This is a genomic window from Pseudomonas sp. FSL W5-0203 (genome assembly GCF_001896155.1).
Lineage (GTDB): Bacteria > Pseudomonadota > Gammaproteobacteria > Pseudomonadales > Pseudomonadaceae > Aquipseudomonas > Aquipseudomonas paracarnis.
This window is the reverse complement of the sequence record NZ_MPOR01000006.1, coordinates 23063-44524: the sequence shown is the minus strand read 5'-3', so window position 1 is coordinate 44524 and position 21462 is coordinate 23063. Positions and strand designations below refer to the sequence as shown.

Below are 21462 nucleotides of genomic sequence, written 5' to 3'. Positions count from 1 at the left end.
AAATCAGTTGGCCGGTTTTTCCCAACGGTATTGCGCCAGCTCCGGGTTCAGCGGGGTACGGGCAAACACGTTGGCGAAGTTGCACAGGGTTGCCAGGCTGACCCCCAGGATGACTTCCAGCGCGTGGCCGTCGGTGTAGCCGGCGGCGCGGAACGCCTCAAAGCCCGCGTCACTCACATCCCCACGGGTGGCGATCACCTCACGCGTAAAGGCGGCGAGTGTCTCATAGCATGCGTCAGGCAACTCACCCCGGCGGCGCAAGGCCTCGATCACCTCCTCGGGCAGCTTCGCTTTGTTGCGGGCAACCGCGGTGTGGCCAGCGACACAGAAATCACAACCGTGGCTGGTGGCGGCAATCAATTGCACCACTTCACGGTCGGCCAGGCTCAGTTCTGCCTTGGCATTCAAGCCGGAGACGGTGATGTAGGTTTCCAGCGCGGCCGGTGCGTTGGCCAGTACGCCCAGCAGGTTAGGAATAAAACCCGAGGCTTTGAGCGCGTTTTCCAGGAAGGGTTTGGCGGCTTCCGGTGCGGTTTCAGGCGTGAGCAACGGTACACGGGACATGAAGTGGACTCCTGTTGGGTTTCAATGCCCCAGTCTGTTGGTTCTAAAAAAAGCGCTCAATAGGCTAAAGTAGCGATTACTTGCTCTTGAGTCTTTCCATTAGATGAATTCGTCCGATGTACTTGTCGATTGGTTATTAGATAGCCTCAAACTCAACACCAGTTTGTTTCACGTCGGCCGTTATTGCGGTGACTGGCACGCGAGCACCCACGGCCTGGCACAGGCAAGCTTCCATTTGATTGTGCAAGGCGAATGCTGGCTGCATATCGACGGCGATCCAATGCCCCACAACCTGAATAATGGTGACGCGGTGTTTCTGCTGCGTGACTTTGCTTTTCGCCTGTCCGGCCAAGCCACGGCAGCCGGTGCCCAGGAGTGCCCACGCCGTGCGATGCTGCCCCTCGACAGCACGGCCACCGACGGGGTGGGATTAGTCTGCGGTTTCTTTCACTTTCAATCCGGCTTGTCGACACTGATCGTCGACACCCTGCCCAGCTGGATCATCCTGCGCGCCGGCGACCCGTCGCTGACGGCCGCACGCAGCCTGTTCGAGTTGATCCTGCACGAATGCGCACGCACGCCAGCGCCCTCTTCCGCGCTGCTGGAGCGCCTGTGCCACCTGCTGTTCCTGTATGTATTGCGCCAGCAAGTACTCGACAACACCGAGCTTGGCGGCTTGGCGGCGCTGGGCCGGGCACCGGCGTTTGCGCATTTGCTGGAACAATTGATCGCCCGCCCGGCCGAGCCCTGGAGCCTGGAAAGCATGGCGGCCTGTACCGGGTTGTCGCGCTCGGCGTTTTTCAAGCGCTTCAGCGAATTGTGCGGGCAGTCACCCGGGCAAGTACTGCTGATGATCCGCATGCGCCACGCCTGTGGGTTGCTCAAGGCGGACCAGACCGTGGCCGAGGTTTCGCTGGCAGCCGGGTATCAATCGGTGGCGGCGTTTACCCGAGCGTTTCATAAAGTTACCGGGCAACAGCCTGGCGCCTATCGCAGGGCGCAAGCCTAGCCTTGTAAACCGGTGCCGGGCCGGGCGCACAACTGCACCAGCCAATCGACGAACACCCGCACCCGCTGCGACAATTGCCGATGGGGCGGGTACAACGCAGTCAGCGCCATCTTCGGCACGGCCACATCAGGGAGCACCTGCACCAGGGTGCCCTCGGCCAGTTGGCGCAGGGCGTGATAACGAGGTGCCTGGATCAGCCCGTAGCCGGCTTCGCACGCAGCGAAGTAACCCGCGGAGCTGTTCACGGCAACCACTTTCGGCAGGTTGATCGGATGCAACTCGCTGCCCAGCAGAAATTCCAGGCCAAACCGTTTACCGCTGGCACGGGAAACATACTCGACCATTTGGTGACCCGCCAACTGCGCCAGGCAGGTGGGCGTGCCCATGCGTTCAAGGTACGCGGGGCTGGCCAGCGTCAGTTGTTCCATCATTGCCAAGGGCCGCGCCACCAGCGATTCGTCCAAGGCCGGACCGCCCCGCAACACACAATCGACGCCTTCGCGAATCAAATCCACTGGCCGATCATTGAGGCCGATCTCCAACTCGATCTGTGGGTACAACGCAGTAAACGTTGGCAAAGCCGGAATGACAATCAAGCTCCCAATGCCTGAGGGCATATCAATGCTCAAGATGCCCCGAGGGTTCTGGCGCCGCGTGGAGAACACCGCCTCGGTTTCCTCAAGATCGGTCAGCAACTGCACGCAACGTTGGTAGTACGCCGCGCCATCCAGGGTCGGGCTGACGTGGCGCGTGGTGCGCTGCAGCAATTGCACGCCGAGATGGGCCTCCAGTTGCTTGATCAGAATTGTTACGGAGGCGCGTGGCAATTGCAGGCTGTCGGCGGCCTTGGCAAACCCGCCCAACTCGACAATCCGAGTGAACACGCGCATGGCGTTAAAACGATCCAAGAGAATGCTCCTGTGGGAGATTGTTTAGATATTACGAACAGTGATAGCACTTTTAACGGGTTTATCTGCATTTTTTCAAGGGTAACAATGGGCCCCTCATCACCAGGAGCTTCCCTATGCACACTCGACAACTCGGTAAAAACGGCCCGCATGTGTCTGCCATTGGCCTTGGCTGCATGGGCATGACCGATTTCTACACGCCCGGCAGCGATACCACCGAAGCCACCGCAACCTTGCACCGCGCCCTGGAGCTGGGCGTCAACTTTCTCGATACCGCTGACATGTACGGCCCGCACACCAATGAGCAACTGATCGGCAAGGCTATTGCCGGCAAGCGCGACCAGGTGTTCCTGGCCAGTAAATTCGGGATTGTGCGCGACCCTGCCAACCCCATAGTGCGCGGGGTGAATGGCCGGCCCGAGTATATCCGCAACGCCATCGACGGCACCTTGCAACGCCTGGGGGTGGATACGCTGGACCTGTACTACCAGCACCGTATCGACCCCGACGTGGCCATCGAAGAAACCGTGGGTGCCATGGCCGACCTGGTGAAACAGGGCAAGGTGCGCTATCTGGGCCTGAGCGAGGCGTCCGCCGCTACTCTGGAACGGGCGCATAAGGTCCATCCCATCAGCGCCCTGCAAAGTGAATATTCGCTATGGAGCCGCGACCAGCAAGACAATGGCTGCCTCGCGGCCTGCCAGCGCCTGGGCATCGCGTTTGTGCCGTACAGCCCACTGGGCCGAGGCTTTCTCACCGGCGCGTTGAAGAGCCCGGATGATTTCGGCGCCGATGATTACCGACGCTTCAGCCCGCGCTTTCAGGGTGAGAACTTTGCGAAAAACCTGCGGCTGGTAGAACAGGTCAAGACGCTGGCGGCAGACAAAGGTGTGACGGCCGGGCAACTGGCGCTGGCCTGGGTCTTGGCTCAAGGCGATTACATCATCCCGATTCCCGGCACCAAGCGGCGCACCTATCTGCAAGAGAATGTGGAGGCGCTGTCGATTTCTCTCAGCGCGGACGAACTGGCTGCGCTGGATGCGATCTTCCCTGCCGATGCAACCGCAGGCCTGCGTTACCCCAAGGACGTGCTGGCCATGCTGGATATCTAGTGCCTGCTGGGAGCCCTTGTCCGGGCCGTTCTCAGCGGGATTGACGAACGGCCTGCCGACGCCCGTGCAAAGCGCGGGCGTCAGACTATCCTCACAGCTCCTAGTGTAAAAACCGCCACACAGGAGGTGTGTCATGCACGCGACTGAGCATTCGGTCCGCTTGGAGCAGATCAGTCAGGAACGCTTCATCCACACGCCGATCGAGGCGGTTTATGACTATGTGACCCAGCCCGACCGCTGGCACGAGTGGCACCCCACTTCCCTTAGCGCCGACACCGGCAACACCGGCTCATTGCCGATCGGCACGCGCTTTACCGAAATCATCGACCTGCTGGGCATACGCGTCTCCATGAGTTACCGCGTACAAATCGCCCGCCGCCCCAGCGAGTTCAAAACCGTGTTCACCTCCCTGGCGGTTGATGGTTCCATTCATTACTACTTGCGCGCTCATCAGGGCGGCACGCTGTTCAAGCGGGTGCTGACTTATGAAACCGAACTGCAACTGGCGTCTTTGCACGAGCGCATGGTCGCGTTGTCGGCGATTGCGTTGGACCGGCTCAAGCAGCGACTGGAAAACCAGCGCTTCGTATAATTTAGAAACATTACAACGGCGTCACATTGCAAACATACCCGCAAAAGCAGGGAGAATGCCCGGCTTATCGCCGCGCCTTCAGTGAGACCCACGATGAAAACCCCATTGCGACTGGCCCTGCTCAGTGCCTTGTTCACCACTACCTTGGCCCAGGCCGCCGAGTTGATCCCCATCGACGTCCACCGCGACGCCAACTGCGGCTGCTGCAAAAAGTGGATCAGCCACTTGGAGAGCAATGGTTTCAAGGTCAACGACCACGTTGAAGCCAACATGAGCGCGGTGAAGCAGCGCCTGGGCGTCGCGCCACGGCTTGGCTCCTGCCACACCGCGGTCATCGACGGCAAATTCGTCGAAGGCCACGTACCCGCCGAGCAGGTCCTGGCCTTGCGCAAGCGCAACGACCTGCTGGGCCTTGCCGCACCGGGTATGCCCTTAGGCTCACCAGGGATGGAAGTGGACGGACGCAGCGAGGCCTATCAAATCATTGGCCTGACCCGAGACGGTAAAGATGTAGTGGTAGCGGACTACCCGGCTCACTGACCGGTGTTGATGGGTTACCTGGGGCTGTTCGTCGCGGCATTTGGCGCCGCGACGTTATTGCCCCTGCAATCGGAAGCCGTGTTGGTGGGCCTGCTGCTCAGCGGGCATTACAACCTATGGCTGCTGCTGGGCATCGCGACTTTGGGTAACGTGCTGGGCTCGCTGGTCAATTGGCTGCTGGGGCGCTCGGTGGAACGCTTCAAGGAACGGCGCTGGTTCCCGGTCAGCACCAGGCAGCTGGACAAGGCTCGCAGCCATTACGCGCGCTGGGGGCATTGGACGTTGCTACTCAGTTGGGTGCCGATTATCGGTGACCCGCTGACGTTGGTGGCTGGGGTGATGCGTGAGCCGTTGTGGCGTTTTCTACTGCTGGTAACCCTGGCGAAAAGCCTGCGGTATGGCGTACTCGCAGCACTGACGTTGCAGTGGGCGTTAATCCCCCGTTAATCGCGAGCAAAGAGCATCCGGGCATCTGTCTCGGAGCCAAAACCCATGCCTTTTATCCGTACATTGTGCGTAGCCGGTTTGTTTTCGGTCAGCGCGGCGCCCGTGTTAGCTGACACCTACGGTCCTGAGTTGCAGGGCTTTGCATACCCCTACCCTTTGAATCATTTTGCCTTCCAATCCCAGGGCAAATCCCTGCAAATGGGCTACATGGACGTCCCCGCCACCGGTACTCCAAACGGTCGCAGCGTGGTGCTGATGCACGGCAAGAACTTCTGCGGCGCCACCTGGGAAGGTTCGATCAAGGCGCTGAGTGACGCCGGTTACCGCGTCATCGCCCCAGACCAGATCGGCTTTTGCACCTCCAGCAAGCCCGACCACTACCAGTACAGCTTCCAGCAACTGGCGACCAACACCCATCAACTGCTGGAAAAGCTCGGCATTCAAAAGGCCACGGTGATCGGCCATTCCACCGGCGGCATGCTCGCCACACGCTATGCGCTGATGTACCCCCAGCAAACCGAACAGTTGGGGCTGGTGAACCCCATTGGGCTGGAAGACTGGAAAGCCCTCGGCGTGCCTTACCAGAGCGTCGACCAGTGGTACCAGCGCGAGCTGAAACTGAGCGCCGACGGTGTACGCAACTATGAGCGAAACACCTATTACGTGGGGCGCTGGAAACCTGAATACGAGCGCTGGGTAGACATGCTCGCCGGCTTGAACAAAGGCCCGGGGCATCTTCAGGTTGCCTGGAACTCGGCGTTGATTTACGACATGATCTTCACCCAACCGGTGTACTACGAGTTCAAGGACTTGCAGGTGCCCACCCTGCTGCTGATCGGCACCAGCGACACCACCGCTATCGGCAAAGATGTGGCGCCGGCGGCGGTCAAGGCCAAAATTGGTCATTACGAGGTACTGGGCAAGCAGGTGGCCAAGCTGATTCCCCGCGCCACGTTGGTGGAGTTCCCCGGCCTGGGCCATGCGCCCCAGATGGAAGAGCCGGAACAGTTTCATAAAGCCCTGTTGCAGGGGTTGAACGCCCTTTAATTCAACCTTTTCGAGGCCCGCGTGTATGTCGATACAGATCGCAGTATTGGATGACTGGCAAAACGTGGCCAGTGACGTGGTGGATTGGTCGACGCTGGACAGCGTGGGCATGGTGCATTTTCTCCACGACTACCCCGCCGATACCGCCACCATGATCGAGCGCTTGAAAGGGTTCGAGGTGATTTGCCTGATGCGCGAACGCTCAACCTTTGACAAAGCCCTGCTGCAAGGGCTGCCCAAGCTCAAATTGCTGGTGACCGGCGGCATGCGCAATGCCGCCATCGACCTTCCCGCAGCCAAGGCCCTGGGCATCCAGGTGTGCGGCACCGACAGCTATAAACACGCCGCACCGGAACTGACCTGGGCCTTGATCATGGCCTCTACACGCAACCTGCTCGCCGAAGCCAACTCACTGCGTGCGGGCGGATGGCAGGTCGGTCTGGGCGGCGATCTGCATGGCAAGACCTTGGGCATTCTGGGGCTGGGCAGCATTGGCCAGAAAGTCGCAAAGTTCGCCCAGGTCTTTGGTATGCGGGTGATTGCCTGGAGTGAAAACCTCACACCGGAGCGTGCGGCTGAATCGGGCGTGACCTGGGTCAGCAAGCGCGAGCTGTTTGAGCAGGCGGATATTCTGACCATCCACCTGGTGCTCAGCGAGCGCAGCCGTGGCCTGGTGGATGCGCAAGCGTTGGGCTGGATGAAACCCACCGCGCGGCTGGTGAACACCGCACGCGGGCCGATTGTGGATGAGCAGGCGCTGGTGCAAGCGTTACGCAGCGGTCGTCTGGCCGGGGCGGCGCTGGATGTATATGCCCAGGAACCGCTGCCGGCTGACCATCCGTTTCGCCACTTGCCCAATTTACTGGCGACGCCACACGTGGGGTATGTGAGCGAGCAGAATTACCGGCAGTTCTATCAGCAGATGATCGAAGATATCCAAGCCTGGGCCAAGGGTGTGCCCATTCGCGGGCTCACCTGACGCACCACTTTAGCGCGTTATTTCACCCTGTCTTTTGGTAGGAGCGAGCTTGCTCGCGAAAAACGCCAACGATAACGCGGTCATTCTGGTTTTACTCGGCGGCCTTTGGTTTTTCGCGAGCAAAGTCGCTCCTACAGAGGCAGGGCGGTATATCGATAAAATTTTTTTGTCCTACAAAATCGGCTTGAAAACCCAGCAGGCGCTGGGATCTGTCCTAGACTCATGACCGATGGGTCCGTTCCAAAACAAAAACCCCGCAAAAAATCTAAACTTTCGAAACCTGCCGCTGGTCAAGTTTTAGGTAAGGGCGAGCACGCGCGCTTCAGGCCGAATGCCCGCTCATCCAATCTTTTTAAGCCGACGTTGCAACTGGCATACGCCTTGCCAGCTTGTATAGCGCTTGTGTGCCTGGCCGCAGGATGCGGTCACTCGGAGCCGATGGCAGCGGGCCATTAGCCAACCAACAGATGGGAGTGCATTATGATCAGTGCCGCAGTAGATACTCAGGGAGAGCGTTTTAGTCAGCCGGCAGGAGGGCCAAAGTCTTTGGCCGACCTGCCCAACACTGTGCGGCCGGTCGTGAGTCAGAATCCGAATCGAAAGAAAGTCTTGTTTGTCACCTCCGAGTTCGCGGACTTGGTGAAAACCGGTGGCCTGGGCGACGTCTCCGCTGCCCTGCCCCGCGCCATGGCCCACCTGCATGATGTGCGAGTACTGATTCCGGGTTACCCGCAAGTGATGGAAAGCGACAACCCGATTCATATTGTCGGTGAACTGGGCGGCCACGCTGCGTTGCCACCGTGCAAGATCGGACGCATGGACCTCAAGGACGGCCTGGTCATCTACGTGCTGATCTGCCCCGAACTGTATGAGCGTGAAGGCACGCCCTACGGCGCCAACAATGGTCGCGACTGGCCAGACAACCATATCCGCTTCGCCCGTCTGGGCCTGGCCGCCGCCGACATGGCCGCCAACCTCGCGCAAATCCACTGGTGCCCGGACCTGGTGCATGCCCATGACTGGCCTGCGGGCCTGGCTCCGGCGTACATGCACTGGCGTGGGTCGCGCACGCCAACCCTGTTCACCATTCATAACCTGGCCTACCAGGGCGTGGTCAGCCTGGCCTCGACGCCAGAGCTGGGCATTCCGCCCCATGCCCTGCAACAAGAAGGCATGGAGTTCTACGGCAAGATGTCGTTTCTCAAGGCGGGCATGGCGTATTCCAGCCATATCACCACCGTGAGCGCCACCTACGCCCAGGAGATCACCACCCCGGAATTCGGTTGCGGCCTGGATGGATTCCTCGCCAGCAAGACCCAGCAAGGTCTGCTCAGCGGCATTCCCAACGGTATCGACGAAAGCTGGGAGACGTCCACCGACACGCATCTGATTCACAACTTCAATATCGGCGACTGGGAGGGCAAGGCTATCAACGCCGCCCATGTGCGCGAGTTGTTTGAGCTGCAGCCATCCAGTGGCCCGCTGTTCGCTGTGGTCTCGCGCCTGGTCTACCAGAAAGGCCTGGACCTGACCGAAGCCGTCGCCAGTTTCATCGTCGAAAACGGCGGCCAGATTGCGATCATCGGCCGTGGCGAGCCGGAAGAAGAACAGGCCATGCGCGAATTGGCACTGCGCTTCCCGGGCCAGGTGGGGGTACGTATCGGCTTCAACGAGACCGATGCGCGCCGCATGTTCGCTGGCAGCGATTTCCTGCTGATGCCGTCACGCTATGAACCCTGCGGCCTGAGCCAGATGTATGCGCAGCGCTTCGGCTCGTTGCCGGTGGCGCGTAACACCGGCGGGCTGGCGGACACCATTGAGGATGGCGTCACCGGCTTCCTGTTCAATGAATCCACCGTGCAAAGCTACGAAGAGGCGCTGCGCCGCGCCTTCAAGGTGTTCGCCTTCCCCGGTCTGCTCAACGCCATGCGCAGCCGTGCCATGACCCAGCCGTTCAACTGGTGCCAGGCCGTGGAACCCTACGCCGAGCTCTATGAACGACTGGTGGCCAAGGCATTGGGAAAATCGAACAAGTAACGACTGGAACAACTAAGGGAGGTCTTCATAGATGCCGTCAAGGACTCTGGAAACCTGGCCCCACGGCGCAATCATGCTGGACGCGCACCGCACGCGCTTTGCGTTATGGGCGCCAGACGCATTTTATGTCAGCGTTGAATTGGAACAGGGTAAAACCATCGTCATGCTTCCCCAGACCGGTGGTTGGTTCGAAGTCGAAGTCGCGTGCCCTGCCGGCACGCTTTACCGCTTTAATATCGATGGCGAAAATACGGTGCCCGACCCCGCTTCCAGGGCCCAGGCGCTGGATGTGCATGGGTGGAGCCGAGTAGTCGACCCCCTCGCCTATGAATGGCGCCACAGCCAGTGGCAGGGTCGCCCGTGGCACACGGCGGTGATCTACGAACTCCACGTCGGCGCCATGGGCGGCTACGCTGCCGTCGAGAAACACCTGCCCCGCCTGGCCGAACTAGGCGTCACCGCAATTGAATTGATGCCTTTGGCGCAATTTCCCGGCGAACGCAATTGGGGCTATGACGGCGTGCTGCCCTATGCGCCCCACGCCACCTACGGCACTCCCGGGCAACTCAAGCAACTGATCGACAGTGCCCACGGCCACGGTTTGGCCGTGATCCTCGATGTGGTCTACAACCACTTCGGCCCCGACGGCAATTACCTGGGCCAGTACGCCCAGGGGTTCTTCCAGGAGGACGTGCACACCCCCTGGGGCGCTGGTATTGATTTCGAGCGCCGTGAAGTGCGGGATTTCTTCCTCGATAACGCCCTGATGTGGCTGCTCGAATACCGCTTCGACGGCCTGCGCCTGGATGCCGTGCACGCCATTGACAACCCCGGGTTTCTACAGGAACTGGCACAACGGGTACGCCAGCAGGTGAACGGCGGACGCCACGTGTGGCTGATGCTGGAAAACGAACTGAACCAGGCCAGCCTGTTGCAGCACGATTTCGACGCCCAATGGAATGACGACTTTCATAATGTGCTGCACGTACTGCTCACCGGTGAAACCGACGCTTACTACAGCGATTTTGCCGAGCAGCCCACCGCCAAGCTGGCGCGCTGCCTGGCCGAGGGGTTCATCTACCAGGGCGAAACGACACGCCATGGTCATGCTCGGGGCGAACCCAGTGCGGAACTGCCCCCCAGCGCCTTCGTCGCATTCCTGCAGAACCACGACCAGGTTGGCAACCGCGCTCTGGGCGAACGCCTGCACCAGTTGTGTTCGCCCCAGGCCCTGAAAGCCGCGACCGCCCTGCTGCTGCTGTGCCCCATGATCCCGATGCTGTTCATGGGCGACGAAGTAAATGCCGCCGAGCCCTTCCTGTTTTTTACCGACCATCATGGCGAACTGGCCGAGGCGGTGCGTGAGGGGCGGCGCAATGAATTTGCCGACTTCGCGGCGTTTCACGACCCCGAGCAACGCCAGCGCATCCCCGACCCCAACGCGCTGCAAACCTTTTTACAGTCGGTGCCCTCCTTCGTCGAGAACGACCACACCCAGCTCTACCGTCACCTGCTGAGCCTGCGTCACACACACGTGGTGCCGCACTTGCCCGGCACGGTGGCCCTGGGCGCGCAGGTGCTGGCTGACCATGCCGTCACCGCGCGCTGGCGTCTGGGCAACGGCCGTGTGCTGCAGATCGACCTGAACCTGAGTGAACAGCCCCTGGATCATCCGGCACCCCACCCGATTATTTTCCAAACGCCTGCCCAGCAAGGTGCGCACTTACCGCCCTTGAGCGCACGCGTTTGCTTATCCCCTGTTGGAGACATTCTTTGAGCGAAGCGAACCTGGAAATTCTCGCCAGCCGCGCAGGCCTGGCCGTCGATTGGATCGATGCCAACGGTCGCCCGCAGCATGTAAAGCCTGACGCCCTGCGCGCTGTGCTCAAAGGCCTTGGGCACCCGGCCGACAGCGATGCCGAGATCGACGCCAGCCTGCAGCAACTTGAGCAGGCGCAGCAAGACACCCACCTGCCGCCGTTGATGACCACCGACAGTGGTGCGGGCCTGGACCTGGCGCGTTATTTCGCCCCCGATACCCCGTGTCGCGTCAGCCTGGAAGGCGGCGAAACCCTGGAGCTGCGCCTGGACGGCGAGGCTGTGCTGCCCGGCGTGATCGCCCTGGGCTACCACCAGGTGCATATCGACGGGCAAACCTTCACCCTGGCCGTCGCTCCCAGCCACTGCTACAGCGTGGCCGACGCGGTCGACAGCCAACCCGCTCGCGCCTGGGGCCTCAGCGCCCAACTCTATGCCTTGCGCCGCCTCGGCGATGGCGGTTTTGGCGACACCCTGGCTCTGGAGCACCTGGTGCGTTCCGCCGCCGAGCGCGGCGCCGACGCTGTGGCGATCAGCCCGATGCACGCGATGTTCAGCGCCGACACCGAGCGTTTCAGCCCTTATTCACCCTCCAGCCGCCTGTTTCTCAACAGCCTGTATGCTTCGCCGGCGTGCATCCTCGGTGAACGTGAGGTGCGCAACGCCATCGAAGCTGCCGGGTTGGCTGACGAGTTGCATGCCCTGGAACAGCTCCCGCTGATCGACTGGCCGGCCGCCGCCAAGGCCAAGCAACGCCTGCTGCGCACACTGTATGAAGACTTCCGCCACGGCGCGCATCCCCAGCATGCCGACTTCCAAAGCTTCCGCCAGACCGGCGGCGAAGCCCTGGAAAACCACTGCCGCTTCGAAGCCATACAGGCCCAGCGTGCTGCCGCCGGTGAGGACCTGGACTGGCGCCAATGGCCCGAAGCCTGGCGCACGCCGCAAAGCCCGGCCCTGGCGCAGTTCGCCGAGGAAAACCGCGACGAAATCGGCTATTTCGCCTTCACCCAATGGCTGATCGCCCGTAGCCTTGAGCGCGCGCAACAAGCCGCCCGTGGCAGCGGCATGGGCATCGGCCTGATCGCCGACCTGGCGGTGGGTGCCGATGGCGGCGGTAGCCAGGCCTGGAGCCGTCAAGACGAACTGCTGGCCGACCTGACCGTGGGCGCGCCACCGGACATTCTCAACCGCGCAGGCCAAGGTTGGGGGATCTCTGCCTTTTCCCCAGAGGGCCTCAAGCGCGATGGCTTTCGCGCCTTTATCGAAATGCTGCGGGCCAACTTCGCCCATGCCGGCGGCTTGCGGATCGACCATGTGATGGGCCTGCAACGCCTGTGGGTGATCCCCCTGGGTGCATCACCCCGCGAAGGCGCCTATTTGTATTACCCGGTGGACGACCTGCTGCGTTTGCTCGCCTTGGAATCGCACCGCCACCAGGCCATCGTCCTCGGTGAAGACCTGGGCACCGTGCCTGAGGGCCTGCGCGAAAAGCTCAGCGCCCGCTCGATCCTGGGTATGCGTGTGCTGCTGTTCGAACAGAACCATGACGGCCAGTTCAAGCCCATCCTCGATTGGCCCGACAACGCCTTGGCCACCACCAGTACCCACGACTTGCCGACCCTCAATGGCTGGTGGCACAGCCGCGATATCGAATGGAATATCCAGCTGGGCCTGATCGATGCGCCCACCGTGGACCAATGGAGCGAACACCGCCTGCGCGAACGCCAGGCACTGCGCCAAGCCTTGAGCCAGGACCCGCAGAACTTCATCGATGAGATCCGCAACGACACCGACCATATGATCGACGCCAGCGTGCGCTACCTGGGCCATACCCGCGCGCCCCTGGTGTTGTTGCCCCTGGAAGATGCTTTGGGCATCGAGGAGCAAGCCAACCTGCCGGGCACCCTCGACACCCACCCCAATTGGCGCCGCCGCTTGCCCGGCGAAGCCGCCAGCCTGCTCGACAATGACAGCGCCGCGCGTCGCCTCGAACTGCTGGCCGTGGCGCGCAACCAAGCCTATGAGCGTGACCGATGAACGCACTGCCCCTGCGCGCCACCCAGCGCCTGCAATTTCATAAAGGTTTTACCCTCGATGACGCGGTGCCACTGGTGCCGTACTTTGCCCAACTGGGCATCAGCCACCTGTATGCTTCACCACTGTTAAGCGCCCGCGCAGGCTCCATGCACGGCTACGATGTGGTAGACCCGACCCGCGTCAACCCAGAGCTGGGTGGCGAAGCGGCGTTGCGTCGCCTGGTCAGCGCGCTGCGTGAGCACGACATGGGCTTGATCCTCGATATCGTCTCCAACCATATGGCCGTGGGCGGCGCGGATAACCCTTGGTGGCTCGACCTGCTGGAGTGGGGCCGCCTGAGCCCCTACAGCGAGTTTTTCGACATCCAGTGGCACTCCCCCGACCCGCTGCTCAAGGGCCAGTTGCTGATGCCCTTCCTCGGCAGCGATTACGGCGAAGCCTTGCAGAACGGCACGCTCCCGCTCAAGTTCGATGCCGCCCAGGGGAGTTTCTACGTCGAGCATTACGAACACCGTTTTCCGATTTGCCCCAGGGACTACGGCCTGATCTTGGGCAACGATGAGTTACTCAAACCGCTGGCAGAACGTTTCGCCGCCCTCGCCTATCAGCACGACGCCTACGCCGAAGCCACCACGCTCAAACAAGCCTTGGCCGAACGCGCCAGCGAGCTGCTACCCGCTATTGAACAACGCCTGGCCGCATTCGACAGTCGCCAGCCCGAGGGCTTCGAGCGCCTGCATCACCTGCTGGAACAACAGACCTATCGCCTGGCCAGTTGGCGCACCGCCGCGGACGACATCAACTGGCGGCGCTTCTTCGACGTCAATGAATTGGGCGGCCTGCGGGTCGAACGCACGGCGGTGTTCGAAGCCACCCATGGCAAGATTTTCGAGCTGATCAGCGCGGGGCTGGTCGACGGGCTGCGCATCGACCATATCGACGGCCTGGCTGACCCGCGTGGCTATTGCCGCAAATTGCGTCGGCGTGTGGACGCGCTGTCACCCGAGCGCCACTTGCCGATCTTCGTCGAAAAGATCCTTGGCGAAGGCGAAACTTTGCGTGAAGACTGGCAGGTGGACGGCACTACCGGCTACGAGTTCATGAACCAGTTGTCCTTGCTGCAACACCATCCCGAAGGTTTTGCACCGCTGGCCGAGATGTGGACGCGTCACAGCGAACGGCCTTCAGCCTTCAGCGAAGAAGCGCGGCTGGCGCGCCAGCAGATCCTCAATGGTTCGTTGGGCGGCGACTTCGAAAGCGTGGCCCAGGCCCTGCTGCAAGTGGCCCGCGATGACGTGATGACCCGCGACCTGACCCTGGGCGCCATCCGCCGGGCCCTGCAGGAACTGATTGTGCATTTCCCGGTGTACCGCACCTATATCAGCGCCCAGGGCCGCAGTGCGGCCGACGACAAGGTGTTCCAGCAGGCCATGGAGGGTGCACGCAGCACCCTCAACGAAGGCGACTGGCCGGTGCTCGACCATCTGGAACAATGGTTGGGTGGTCAGCCCTGGCGCAATCGCCCGGTAGGCCGGGCGCGCAAGATGCTCAAGCATGCCTGCGTGCGCTTCCAGCAACTGACCTCGCCCGCCGCCGCCAAGGCTGTGGAAGACACCGCCTTCTATCGTTCGGCGGTGTTGTTGTCGCGCAACGATGTGGGTTTCAGTACCGAGCAATTCAGTGCGCCGTTGGCAGATTTCCATGCGGCCAATCAACAACGCCTGAAGACCTTCCCCGGCAACCTGCTGGCCACCGCCACCCACGACCACAAACGCGGCGAAGACACCCGTGCGCGCCTGGCGGTACTCAGCGAGTGCGCCTCCTGGTATGCCGAACAGGTCGAGCACTGGCGCCGCCTGGCCGAGCCTTTGCGCGAGAGCGCCGAGAGCCCCTCGGCGGGTGATGAGCTGGTTCTCTATCAGGTGCTGCTGGGCAGTTGGCCGCTGGAGCCCAACCCCGATCTGGAGGCGTACCAGCAACGCCTGTGGCAGTGGCAGCAAAAAGCCCTGCGCGAGGCCAAGTTGCAGAGCAGTTGGAGCGCGCCCAACGAGGCTTACGAACAGGCGGTGGAAGCGTTCCTCAAGCGCCTGCTGCTCAGTGAGGCGGGTGCGCCGCTGCGCAGTGCGTTGGACAGCGCTGCGCAGGCCATCGCCCCCGCCGGCGCCCTGAATGGGCTGGCGCAAACCTTGCTTCATCTGACCGTGCCGGGTGTGCCGGATATTTACCAGGGCGATGAGTTCTGGGACTTCAGCCTGGTCGACCCGGACAACCGGCGCCCGGTGGACTTCGCTGCGCGGCAACGTGCATTGCAGGCACCACCGGACATCGGCGAACTGTTGTTCAACTGGCGCGAGGGGCGTATCAAACAGGCAGTGATCGCCCAGGTACTGGGCCTGCGTAAAGCCTGCCCCGAGCTGCTGCGCCATGGCAGCTATACACCGCTGGAAGTGCTGGGCCAGCACGCGGAACGGGTGGTTGCGTTCTACCGTGAACATCAGGGCAGGCAGTTGCTGGTGGTGGTGCCGCGCTGGTCTTATCCGCTGCTTGAAAACGGGATGTTTCCCCAGATCAATGCCCAGGTTTGGGGCGATACGCGGGTGAAATTACCGTTCGCCGCCCCTGCACAAAACTGGAAGGGACTTTTTCAAACGGGCGTAGTCACACCCAACAAGGAGCTGTTGATCAGCGCTGCCCTGGGGGATCTCCCGGTCAATGTCTTTATCAATCCTGATAATCAAGAAAGCTGAAAATTTTCTGTGAGGAGTTTGTGATGAGTAAAGAAGACAAACGCATTCGCGAACTGGCGCATCAGATCTGGGAGTCTGAAGGCAAGCCCGATGGCGCCCATGATCGCCACTGGGAGATGGCGCGCAAGCTGGCGGAAGCCGAGGCGCTGACGCCGAGCAAGCCTAAACCGGCCGCCAAGCCGAAAACCGCGCCCAAGGCTGCGGCAAAGCCCAAACCTGCTGCGCCTGCCGCCGCCAAACCTGCGGCGAAGAAACCCGCCGCCCCGAAGAAGCCCAAACCGCCCGCCCCATGATTTCTCGGGCCTGCAGCACGCATTGCGCGCTGCAGGCCCTTTTCCGTCCAAGCCATGCGCTGAAGCACCGTCAGTACGGCGGCGTTCGGCCCGAAAAAAGACCCCTTGCAGGAGCAACTCGATGAGCAAACCCGACAACACCACAGCGACGCCGGTTCATGAGCCGTCGCGGATCCGTGAAGGTTTGCCCTTCCCCCTCGGCGCCACCTGGGATGGCCTGGGTGTGAATTTTGCGCTGTTTTCCGCCAACGCCACCAAGGTGGAGCTGTGCCTGTTTGACGATACCGGCGAGGTTGAGCTGGAACGCATCGAACTGCCCGAATACACCGACGAAATCTTTCATGGCTACCTGCCCGATGCTCACCCCGGGCTGATTTACGGTTATCGCGTATACGGCCCCTATGACCCGGCCAATGGTCATCGCTTCAACCACAACAAGCTGTTGATCGACCCCTACGCCAAGCAACTGGTGGGCGAACTCAAATGGTCCGAAGCGCTGTTTGGCTACACCATCGGCCACCCGGACGACGACCTCAGTTTCGATGAACGCGACAGTGCGCCCTTCGTGCCCAAGTGCAAGGTCATCGACCCGGCGCACACCTGGGGCAACGACCAACCGGTACGAGTGCCGTGGGACCGCACGATCATCTACGAAACCCACCTGCGCGGCATCAGCATGCGTCATCCTTCGGTCGGCGAGTCGGTGCGGGGGACCTGCGCCGGTTTGATGGAAGATGACGTGCTCAAGCATATCCGTCAGTTGGGCATTTCCTCGGTCGAGCTGTTGCCCGTGCACGCCTTCGTCAACGACCAGCATCTGCTGGAAAAAGGCATGACCAACTATTGGGGCTATAACAGCATTGCGTTCTTCGCCCCTGACCCGCGCTACCTGGCCAGCGGCAAGATCGCCGAGTTCAAGGAGATGGTCGCGCACCTGCATGAGCAGAAGCTGGAAGTGATTCTGGACGTGGTTTACAACCACACCGCCGAAGGCAACGAGCGCGGCCCGACCCTGTCGATGCGCGGCATCGACAACGCCTCCTACTACCGGCTGATGCCCGACGACAAGCGTTTCTACATCAACGATTCCGGCACCGGCAATACCCTGGATCTGAGCCACCCCTGCGTGCTGCAAATGGTCACCGACTCCCTGCGCTACTGGGCCACCGAGATGCACGTGGACGGCTTCCGCTTCGACCTGGCGACCATCCTCGGTCGCTACCGCGACGGGTTCGATGAGCGCCACAGTTTCCTCGTGGCTTGCCGCCAGGACCCGGTGCTGCGCCAGTTGAAACTCATCGCCGAACCCTGGGACTGCGGCCCCGGTGGCTACCAGGTGGGCAACTTCCCACCAGGCTGGGTGGAATGGAACGACCGCTTCCGCGACACCGTGCGTGCGTTCTGGAAAGGCGACGATGGCCAACTCGCCGATTTCGCCGGGCGCATGACCGCCTCGGGCGAGATGTTCAACCACCGCGGGCGCAGGCCATACAGCTCGGTGAACTTCATCACCGCCCACGACGGCTTCACCCTGCACGACCTGGTGTCGTACAACGACAAACACAATGAGGCCAACGACGAAAACAACCAGGACGGCAGCAATAACAACCTGTCCTGGAACCACGGTGTCGAAGGCCCTACCGACGACCCGGAGATCAACGCGCTGCGCCTGCGCCAGATGCGCAACTTCTTCGCCACTTTGCTGCTGGCCCAGGGCACGCCAATGATCGTCGCCGGGGACGAGTTCGCTCGCACTCAACACGGCAACAACAATGCCTATTGCCAGGACAGCGAGATCGGCTGGGTCAACTGGGACCTGGACGATGACGGCAAGGCCCTGCTCAAGTTCGTCAAGCGCCTGATCAAGCTGCGCCTGGCATACCCGATCCTGCGGCGCGGGCGTTTCCTGGTGGGCGACTACAACGAAGACATCGGCGTGAAGGACGTCACCTGGCTCGCGCCGGATTGCAACGAAATGACCACCGAGCAATGGGAAGACAGCCAGGGCCGCTGCCTGGGCATGCTGATGGATGGCCGCGCCCAGGAAACCGGGATTCGTCGTGCCGGGGCCGACGCCACGCTGCTGCTGGTGGTCAACGCCCATCACGATCAGGTCAATTTCCGCCTGCCGCCGGTGCCGGAGGGCGAGTTCTGGACATGCCTGCTCGACACCAACGACCCGGCTGTGCGTGGCCAGGAACGCTTTGATTTCGAGCATGAGTACGCGGTCACCGCTCGCTCGCTGCTGCTGTTTGAACTGCAGCACGAAGGCGAGGTGTGAAATGGCGTTGCACGGTTTCCTTCAGGGCTACCGAGGCTATGCCGACACGCAAGCCCTGGGTAATGCCCTGAGGGCCCTTCAAGAAGAAGGCCTTGATCAACTGCCGTTGCCGGGCAGCGGCCAGACCCTGTCCCGCTTGAGCCAACTGGCCCAGGTGGCCGGGCATGACCTGCGCCTGTGCAAGTTGTTCGAAGGCCATACCGATGCCCTGGCGATCATTGCCGAACTCGACAGCCCCTTGCCGCCGCTGGGCAGCACCTGGGGCATGTGGGCGGCCGAGCCGCCGACTGCCAAGGTGCGCGTGCGTCGCGACGGCCAGCGGCTGCTCGTCGAGGGGCGCAAGGCCTGGTGTTCCGGTGCGGCGGTGGTCAGCCATGGTTTGCTGACGGCCTGGGACGAAGAGGACCGCCAGCAGTTGGTGGCCGTGGCGATGGATCAACCGGGCATCACGGTGACGGATGAGGGTTGGAAGGCGGTGGGCATGGCGGCGACCGGTAGCGTCGACATCCTGTTCAGCGCCGCCAGGGGAATTGCCGTGGGCGGCCCGGGGGACTATCTGTCCCGTCCGGGCTTCTGGCACGGTGGGATCGGCATTGCCGCGTGCTGGTACGGCGCAGCGCAACGCCTGGGTGAAGTGCTGCGCGCCCAATGTGCCAAGCGTGCGGAGCCTCATGCACTGGCCCACCTCGGCGCGGTCGACAGCGCCTTGAACAGCGCCGCCTGCGTGTTACGCGCCAGCGCCGCGCAGATCGACCGCGAGCCACGCGCCGATGCGCGGCAACTGGCGCAACAGACGCGTGCGTGTATCGAGGACACCGTCGAGCAAGTGATCCAGCATGTGGGCCGTGGGGTCGGCGCCGGGCCGTATTGCAAGGACCCGCACTTTGCCCAGTTGATGGCGGATTTGCCGGTGTATGTGCGGCAAAGCCATGCCGAACGCGACTTGGCCGCCCTCGGCGAACAGGTCGCCGGCGAGCCCACAGGGAGTTGGGCGCTATGAAGCCCAATCCGATTGTTGGCCAGGGCACACCGCTGAGCCACTGGCAAAACAGCGCACGATTGGCCGAGTTGCCCCACATCAGCGTGGCGCAGTTAGTGCCGCCAGGGCATCGAGCGGTGATCGTCGCCCCGCACCCGGATGATGAAGTGCTGGGCAGCGGCGGCTTGCTGCAAGGGTTGGCTGCGCTGGATCGCCCCATCCAGTTGATCTCCGTCACCGACGGCAGCGCCAGCCACCCTGGCTCCCGGCGCTGGCCCGTGGAGCGCCTGAGCGTAGTGCGCCCGCAGGAATCAGCCCAGGCCCTGCATCGCCTTGGCTTGCCGCTGCACAGTTTGAAATGGCTGCGCGGCGGGTTTGCCGACAGCCATGTGGCCGAGCGCGAAACCCAGCTCTGCGAATTTATCCAGCGCCACCTCAAGCCTAACGATGTGGTGTTCGCCACGTGGTGCGAGGATGGGCATTGCGACCATGAGGCCGTGGGCCGCGCCAGCGCCAAGGCAGCCAAGGCCGTCGGCGCAGTGTTGTGTGAACTGCCGGTATGGACCTGGCACTGGGCCACTGCCGAAGACCACAAGGTGCCCTGGCATCGTGCGCGCAAGATCCCGCTGACCGCCGAGCAAGTGGCGCGCAAACGCCATGCGATCCACGCCTTTGCCAGCCAATTGGAGGGCGACCCGCATATCGGCCTGCCACCGGTGCTGGCGCCCTATGTGGTGGAGCGCTTGCTGCAACCTTTTGAGATGGTATTCGTATGAGTGTGGCAACCCCCTACTTCGACCAGTTGTTTGCCGGCAATGACGACCCTTGGGCTTTTCGTCAGCGCTGGTACGAACAACGCAAGCGCGCCCTGACCTTGGCCGTGCTGACGCGGCTGCGCTATGCGTCGATATTCGAGCCGGGTTGTGCCAACGGCGAACTGAGTGCCGAGCTGGCGCCGCGTTGCGACCGCCTGCTGTGTTGCGACACCGCCACCGCTGCGGTGCGTCTGGCACAGGCGCGGCTGGAGCATTTTCCTCATGCCCGCGTGGAGCAGCGTCGCCTGCCAGAACAATGGCCCGGCGGGCAATTCGAACTGATCGTATTGAGTGAGCTTTGTTATTACCTTGATGTCGATGATTTTAATCGTCTGATCGATTGCGCCCTCGCCGCCTTGACCGCTGACGGGCAAATTCTTGCCTGTCATTGGCGAGTGCCCATTGACGGTTGCCCGCAAACCGCCGAACAGGTGCACGCCGTGCTCCAACAGCGTCTGGGTGTAGCACCATTGGTGCAGTACCAGGACCCGGATTTCCTGCTCAACCTGTGGAGCCTCGATGGCACCTCGGTCGCTCGCCACGAGGGTTTACGATGATCGGTATTCTGATCCCGGCACATAACGAAGAAGCCCTATTGGATGATTGCCTGAGAGCTGCGCGGATCGCCGCCAACCACCCGGGCTTGCTGGGTGAAGCGGTACAGATTCTGGTAGTACTCGACAGTTGCAGCGATGCCAGCGCGGCGATTGCCCAGGCCCACGAGGTGCATTGCCTGCACGTGCAGGCCCGCAACGTCGGGCACGCCCGCGGCGTGGGTGCAGGGTACTTGCTGGAGCAAGGCGCGCGGTGGATTTCCTGCACCGACGCCGACAGCCGTGTCGCCCCTGACTGGTTGGTGGCCCAACTGGCCCAAGGTTGCGACGCGGTGTGCGGCACAGTCACCGTGGACGCCTGGAGCGAAGGCTTCGACCCGGCCGCGCAGATTCGCTATCAGCAGGCCTACCAGGCCCGCGACGGGCATCGGCATATCCACGGTGCCAACCTGGGCGTGAGTGCCCGCGCCTACGTAGAGGCCGGTGGGTTTGAACCGCTGGAATGCCACGAGGATGTACAACTGGTACGTGAATTGGAGCGTTGCGGTGCCTCCATTGCCTGGAGCCATGCACCGCAAGTGGTGACCAGTGCGCGACTGGATTGCCGGGCTGAGGGTGGGTTCGGTGATTACTTGAAGAGCTTGATGCGGGCTGGGTAAAAACAAAATCGCAGGCAAGCCAGCTCCCGCAGGGATCCATG

At 62.1% G+C, this 21462-nt stretch carries 20 protein-coding genes; 18 read left to right on the top strand and 2 right to left on the bottom strand.

Annotated features, from left to right (window positions below):
- Nucleotides 1-3: 3 nt before the first annotated feature.
- Complete coding sequence (locus tag BOP96_RS08025; RefSeq protein WP_014718597.1) at nucleotides 4-564, bottom strand: carboxymuconolactone decarboxylase family protein; 561 nt, start codon at nucleotides 562-564, stop codon at nucleotides 4-6.
- Between the two features lie 103 nt (nucleotides 565-667).
- Between BOP96_RS08025 and BOP96_RS08020 the strand changes: the two genes are divergently transcribed.
- Entirely contained in the window at nucleotides 668-1573 is a 906-nt protein-coding gene (locus BOP96_RS08020; protein ID WP_073452378.1) for an AraC family transcriptional regulator, read from the top strand.
- Here BOP96_RS08020 and BOP96_RS08015 read toward each other — a convergent pair.
- A complete protein-coding gene (locus tag BOP96_RS08015; protein ID WP_014718599.1) occupies nucleotides 1570-2481 on the bottom strand; it encodes a LysR family transcriptional regulator in 912 nt (303 codons plus the stop codon). The genes BOP96_RS08020 and BOP96_RS08015 overlap by 4 nt on opposite strands.
- Nucleotides 2482-2597: 116 nt before the next feature.
- On the opposite strand from BOP96_RS08015, the gene BOP96_RS08010 reads away from it, so the two are divergent.
- The 17 genes from BOP96_RS08010 (at nucleotide 2598) to BOP96_RS07935 (ending at nucleotide 21421) form a co-directional block, all read left to right on the top strand.
- The gene (locus tag BOP96_RS08010; protein WP_019817132.1) at nucleotides 2598-3593 is read left to right on the top strand and encodes an aldo/keto reductase; all 996 of its coding nucleotides are present in this window, start codon (nucleotides 2598-2600) and stop codon (nucleotides 3591-3593) included.
- A gap of 133 nt (nucleotides 3594-3726) precedes the next feature.
- On the top strand, nucleotides 3727-4185 hold the full coding sequence (locus BOP96_RS08005; RefSeq protein ID WP_038450277.1) for an SRPBCC family protein: 459 nt from the start codon (nucleotides 3727-3729) through the stop codon (nucleotides 4183-4185).
- A 93-nt stretch (nucleotides 4186-4278) separates the two neighbouring features.
- Entirely contained in the window at nucleotides 4279-4725 is a 447-nt protein-coding gene (locus BOP96_RS08000) for a DUF411 domain-containing protein (protein WP_014718602.1), read from the top strand.
- Nucleotides 4726-4728: 3 nt separating this feature from the next.
- Complete coding sequence (locus BOP96_RS07995; protein ID WP_032872364.1) at nucleotides 4729-5172, top strand: YqaA family protein; 444 nt, start codon at nucleotides 4729-4731, stop codon at nucleotides 5170-5172.
- A gap of 45 nt (nucleotides 5173-5217) precedes the next feature.
- On the top strand, nucleotides 5218-6219 hold the full coding sequence (locus BOP96_RS07990; RefSeq protein WP_058409929.1) for an alpha/beta fold hydrolase: 1002 nt from the start codon (nucleotides 5218-5220) through the stop codon (nucleotides 6217-6219).
- Nucleotides 6220-6244: 25 nt separating this feature from the next.
- Nucleotides 6245-7198, top strand: coding sequence for a D-2-hydroxyacid dehydrogenase family protein (locus tag BOP96_RS07985; RefSeq protein ID WP_058409928.1), 954 nt, complete (start codon nucleotides 6245-6247; stop codon nucleotides 7196-7198).
- Between the two features lie 49 nt (nucleotides 7199-7247).
- Entirely contained in the window at nucleotides 7248-7424 is a 177-nt protein-coding gene (locus BOP96_RS30040) for a hypothetical protein (RefSeq protein WP_019817134.1), read from the top strand.
- A 254-nt stretch (nucleotides 7425-7678) separates the two neighbouring features.
- Nucleotides 7679-9235, top strand: coding sequence for a glycogen synthase GlgA (gene glgA, locus BOP96_RS07980; RefSeq protein WP_014718606.1), 1557 nt, complete (start codon nucleotides 7679-7681; stop codon nucleotides 9233-9235).
- Between the two features lie 31 nt (nucleotides 9236-9266).
- On the top strand, nucleotides 9267-11012 hold the full coding sequence (gene treZ, locus BOP96_RS07975) for a malto-oligosyltrehalose trehalohydrolase (protein WP_073452376.1): 1746 nt from the start codon (nucleotides 9267-9269) through the stop codon (nucleotides 11010-11012).
- Nucleotides 11009-13093: a 4-alpha-glucanotransferase gene (gene malQ, locus BOP96_RS07970; RefSeq protein WP_073452374.1), complete on the top strand. Its 2085-nt coding sequence runs from the start codon at nucleotides 11009-11011 to the stop codon at nucleotides 13091-13093. Before treZ ends, malQ begins: the two co-directional genes overlap by 4 nt.
- Nucleotides 13090-15840, top strand: a complete 2751-nt coding sequence (locus tag BOP96_RS07965) for a malto-oligosyltrehalose synthase (RefSeq protein ID WP_019817137.1) — start codon at nucleotides 13090-13092, stop codon at nucleotides 15838-15840. Before malQ ends, BOP96_RS07965 begins: the two co-directional genes overlap by 4 nt.
- Nucleotides 15841-15863: 23 nt before the next feature.
- Nucleotides 15864-16133, top strand: a complete 270-nt coding sequence (locus BOP96_RS07960) for a DUF2934 domain-containing protein (RefSeq protein WP_003191595.1) — start codon at nucleotides 15864-15866, stop codon at nucleotides 16131-16133.
- A gap of 121 nt (nucleotides 16134-16254) precedes the next feature.
- A complete protein-coding gene (gene glgX / locus BOP96_RS07955; RefSeq protein ID WP_073452372.1) occupies nucleotides 16255-18414 on the top strand; it encodes a glycogen debranching protein GlgX in 2160 nt (719 codons plus the stop codon).
- Nucleotide 18415: 1 nt separating this feature from the next.
- A complete protein-coding gene (locus BOP96_RS07950; protein WP_073452370.1) occupies nucleotides 18416-19414 on the top strand; it encodes an acyl-CoA dehydrogenase family protein in 999 nt (332 codons plus the stop codon).
- The gene (locus tag BOP96_RS07945) at nucleotides 19411-20169 is read left to right on the top strand and encodes a PIG-L deacetylase family protein (RefSeq protein ID WP_073452367.1); all 759 of its coding nucleotides are present in this window, start codon (nucleotides 19411-19413) and stop codon (nucleotides 20167-20169) included. Before BOP96_RS07950 ends, BOP96_RS07945 begins: the two co-directional genes overlap by 4 nt.
- Nucleotides 20166-20765: an SAM-dependent methyltransferase gene (locus BOP96_RS07940; protein ID WP_014718613.1), complete on the top strand. Its 600-nt coding sequence runs from the start codon at nucleotides 20166-20168 to the stop codon at nucleotides 20763-20765. Before BOP96_RS07945 ends, BOP96_RS07940 begins: the two co-directional genes overlap by 4 nt.
- Nucleotides 20762-21421 (top strand): glycosyltransferase, encoded by a 660-nt coding sequence (locus tag BOP96_RS07935; RefSeq protein ID WP_020302308.1) that lies wholly within the window; start codon nucleotides 20762-20764, stop codon nucleotides 21419-21421. The genes BOP96_RS07940 and BOP96_RS07935 overlap by 4 nt, the downstream gene beginning before the upstream one ends.
- Nucleotides 21422-21462: the final 41 nt, after the last annotated feature.

Excerpts from the sequence above, each read along its gene's own strand:
- BOP96_RS07985 (WP_058409928.1), top strand. The coding sequence starts at position 6,245 with ATGTCGATACAGATCGCAGTATTGGATGACTGGCAAAACGTGGCCAGT.
- BOP96_RS07950 (WP_073452370.1), top strand. The coding sequence starts at position 18,416 with ATGGCGTTGCACGGTTTCCTTCAGGGCTACCGAGGCTATGCCGACACG.
- treZ (WP_073452376.1), top strand. The coding sequence starts at position 9,267 with ATGCCGTCAAGGACTCTGGAAACCTGGCCCCACGGCGCAATCATGCTG.
- BOP96_RS07960 (WP_003191595.1), top strand. The coding sequence starts at position 15,864 with ATGAGTAAAGAAGACAAACGCATTCGCGAACTGGCGCATCAGATCTGG.
- BOP96_RS08005 (WP_038450277.1), top strand. The coding sequence starts at position 3,727 with ATGCACGCGACTGAGCATTCGGTCCGCTTGGAGCAGATCAGTCAGGAA.
- BOP96_RS07940 (WP_014718613.1), top strand. The coding sequence starts at position 20,166 with ATGAGTGTGGCAACCCCCTACTTCGACCAGTTGTTTGCCGGCAATGAC.
- glgA (WP_014718606.1), top strand. The coding sequence starts at position 7,679 with ATGATCAGTGCCGCAGTAGATACTCAGGGAGAGCGTTTTAGTCAGCCG.
- BOP96_RS07965 (WP_019817137.1), top strand. The coding sequence starts at position 13,090 with ATGAACGCACTGCCCCTGCGCGCCACCCAGCGCCTGCAATTTCATAAA.
- BOP96_RS07935 (WP_020302308.1), top strand. The coding sequence starts at position 20,762 with ATGATCGGTATTCTGATCCCGGCACATAACGAAGAAGCCCTATTGGAT.
- BOP96_RS07945 (WP_073452367.1), top strand. The coding sequence starts at position 19,411 with ATGAAGCCCAATCCGATTGTTGGCCAGGGCACACCGCTGAGCCACTGG.
- BOP96_RS08020 (WP_073452378.1), top strand. The coding sequence starts at position 668 with ATGAATTCGTCCGATGTACTTGTCGATTGGTTATTAGATAGCCTCAAA.
- glgX (WP_073452372.1), top strand. The coding sequence starts at position 16,255 with ATGAGCAAACCCGACAACACCACAGCGACGCCGGTTCATGAGCCGTCG.
- BOP96_RS08025 (WP_014718597.1), bottom strand. The coding sequence starts at position 564 with ATGTCCCGTGTACCGTTGCTCACGCCTGAAACCGCACCGGAAGCCGCC.
- BOP96_RS08000 (WP_014718602.1), top strand. The coding sequence starts at position 4,279 with ATGAAAACCCCATTGCGACTGGCCCTGCTCAGTGCCTTGTTCACCACT.
- BOP96_RS07990 (WP_058409929.1), top strand. The coding sequence starts at position 5,218 with ATGCCTTTTATCCGTACATTGTGCGTAGCCGGTTTGTTTTCGGTCAGC.
- BOP96_RS08010 (WP_019817132.1), top strand. The coding sequence starts at position 2,598 with ATGCACACTCGACAACTCGGTAAAAACGGCCCGCATGTGTCTGCCATT.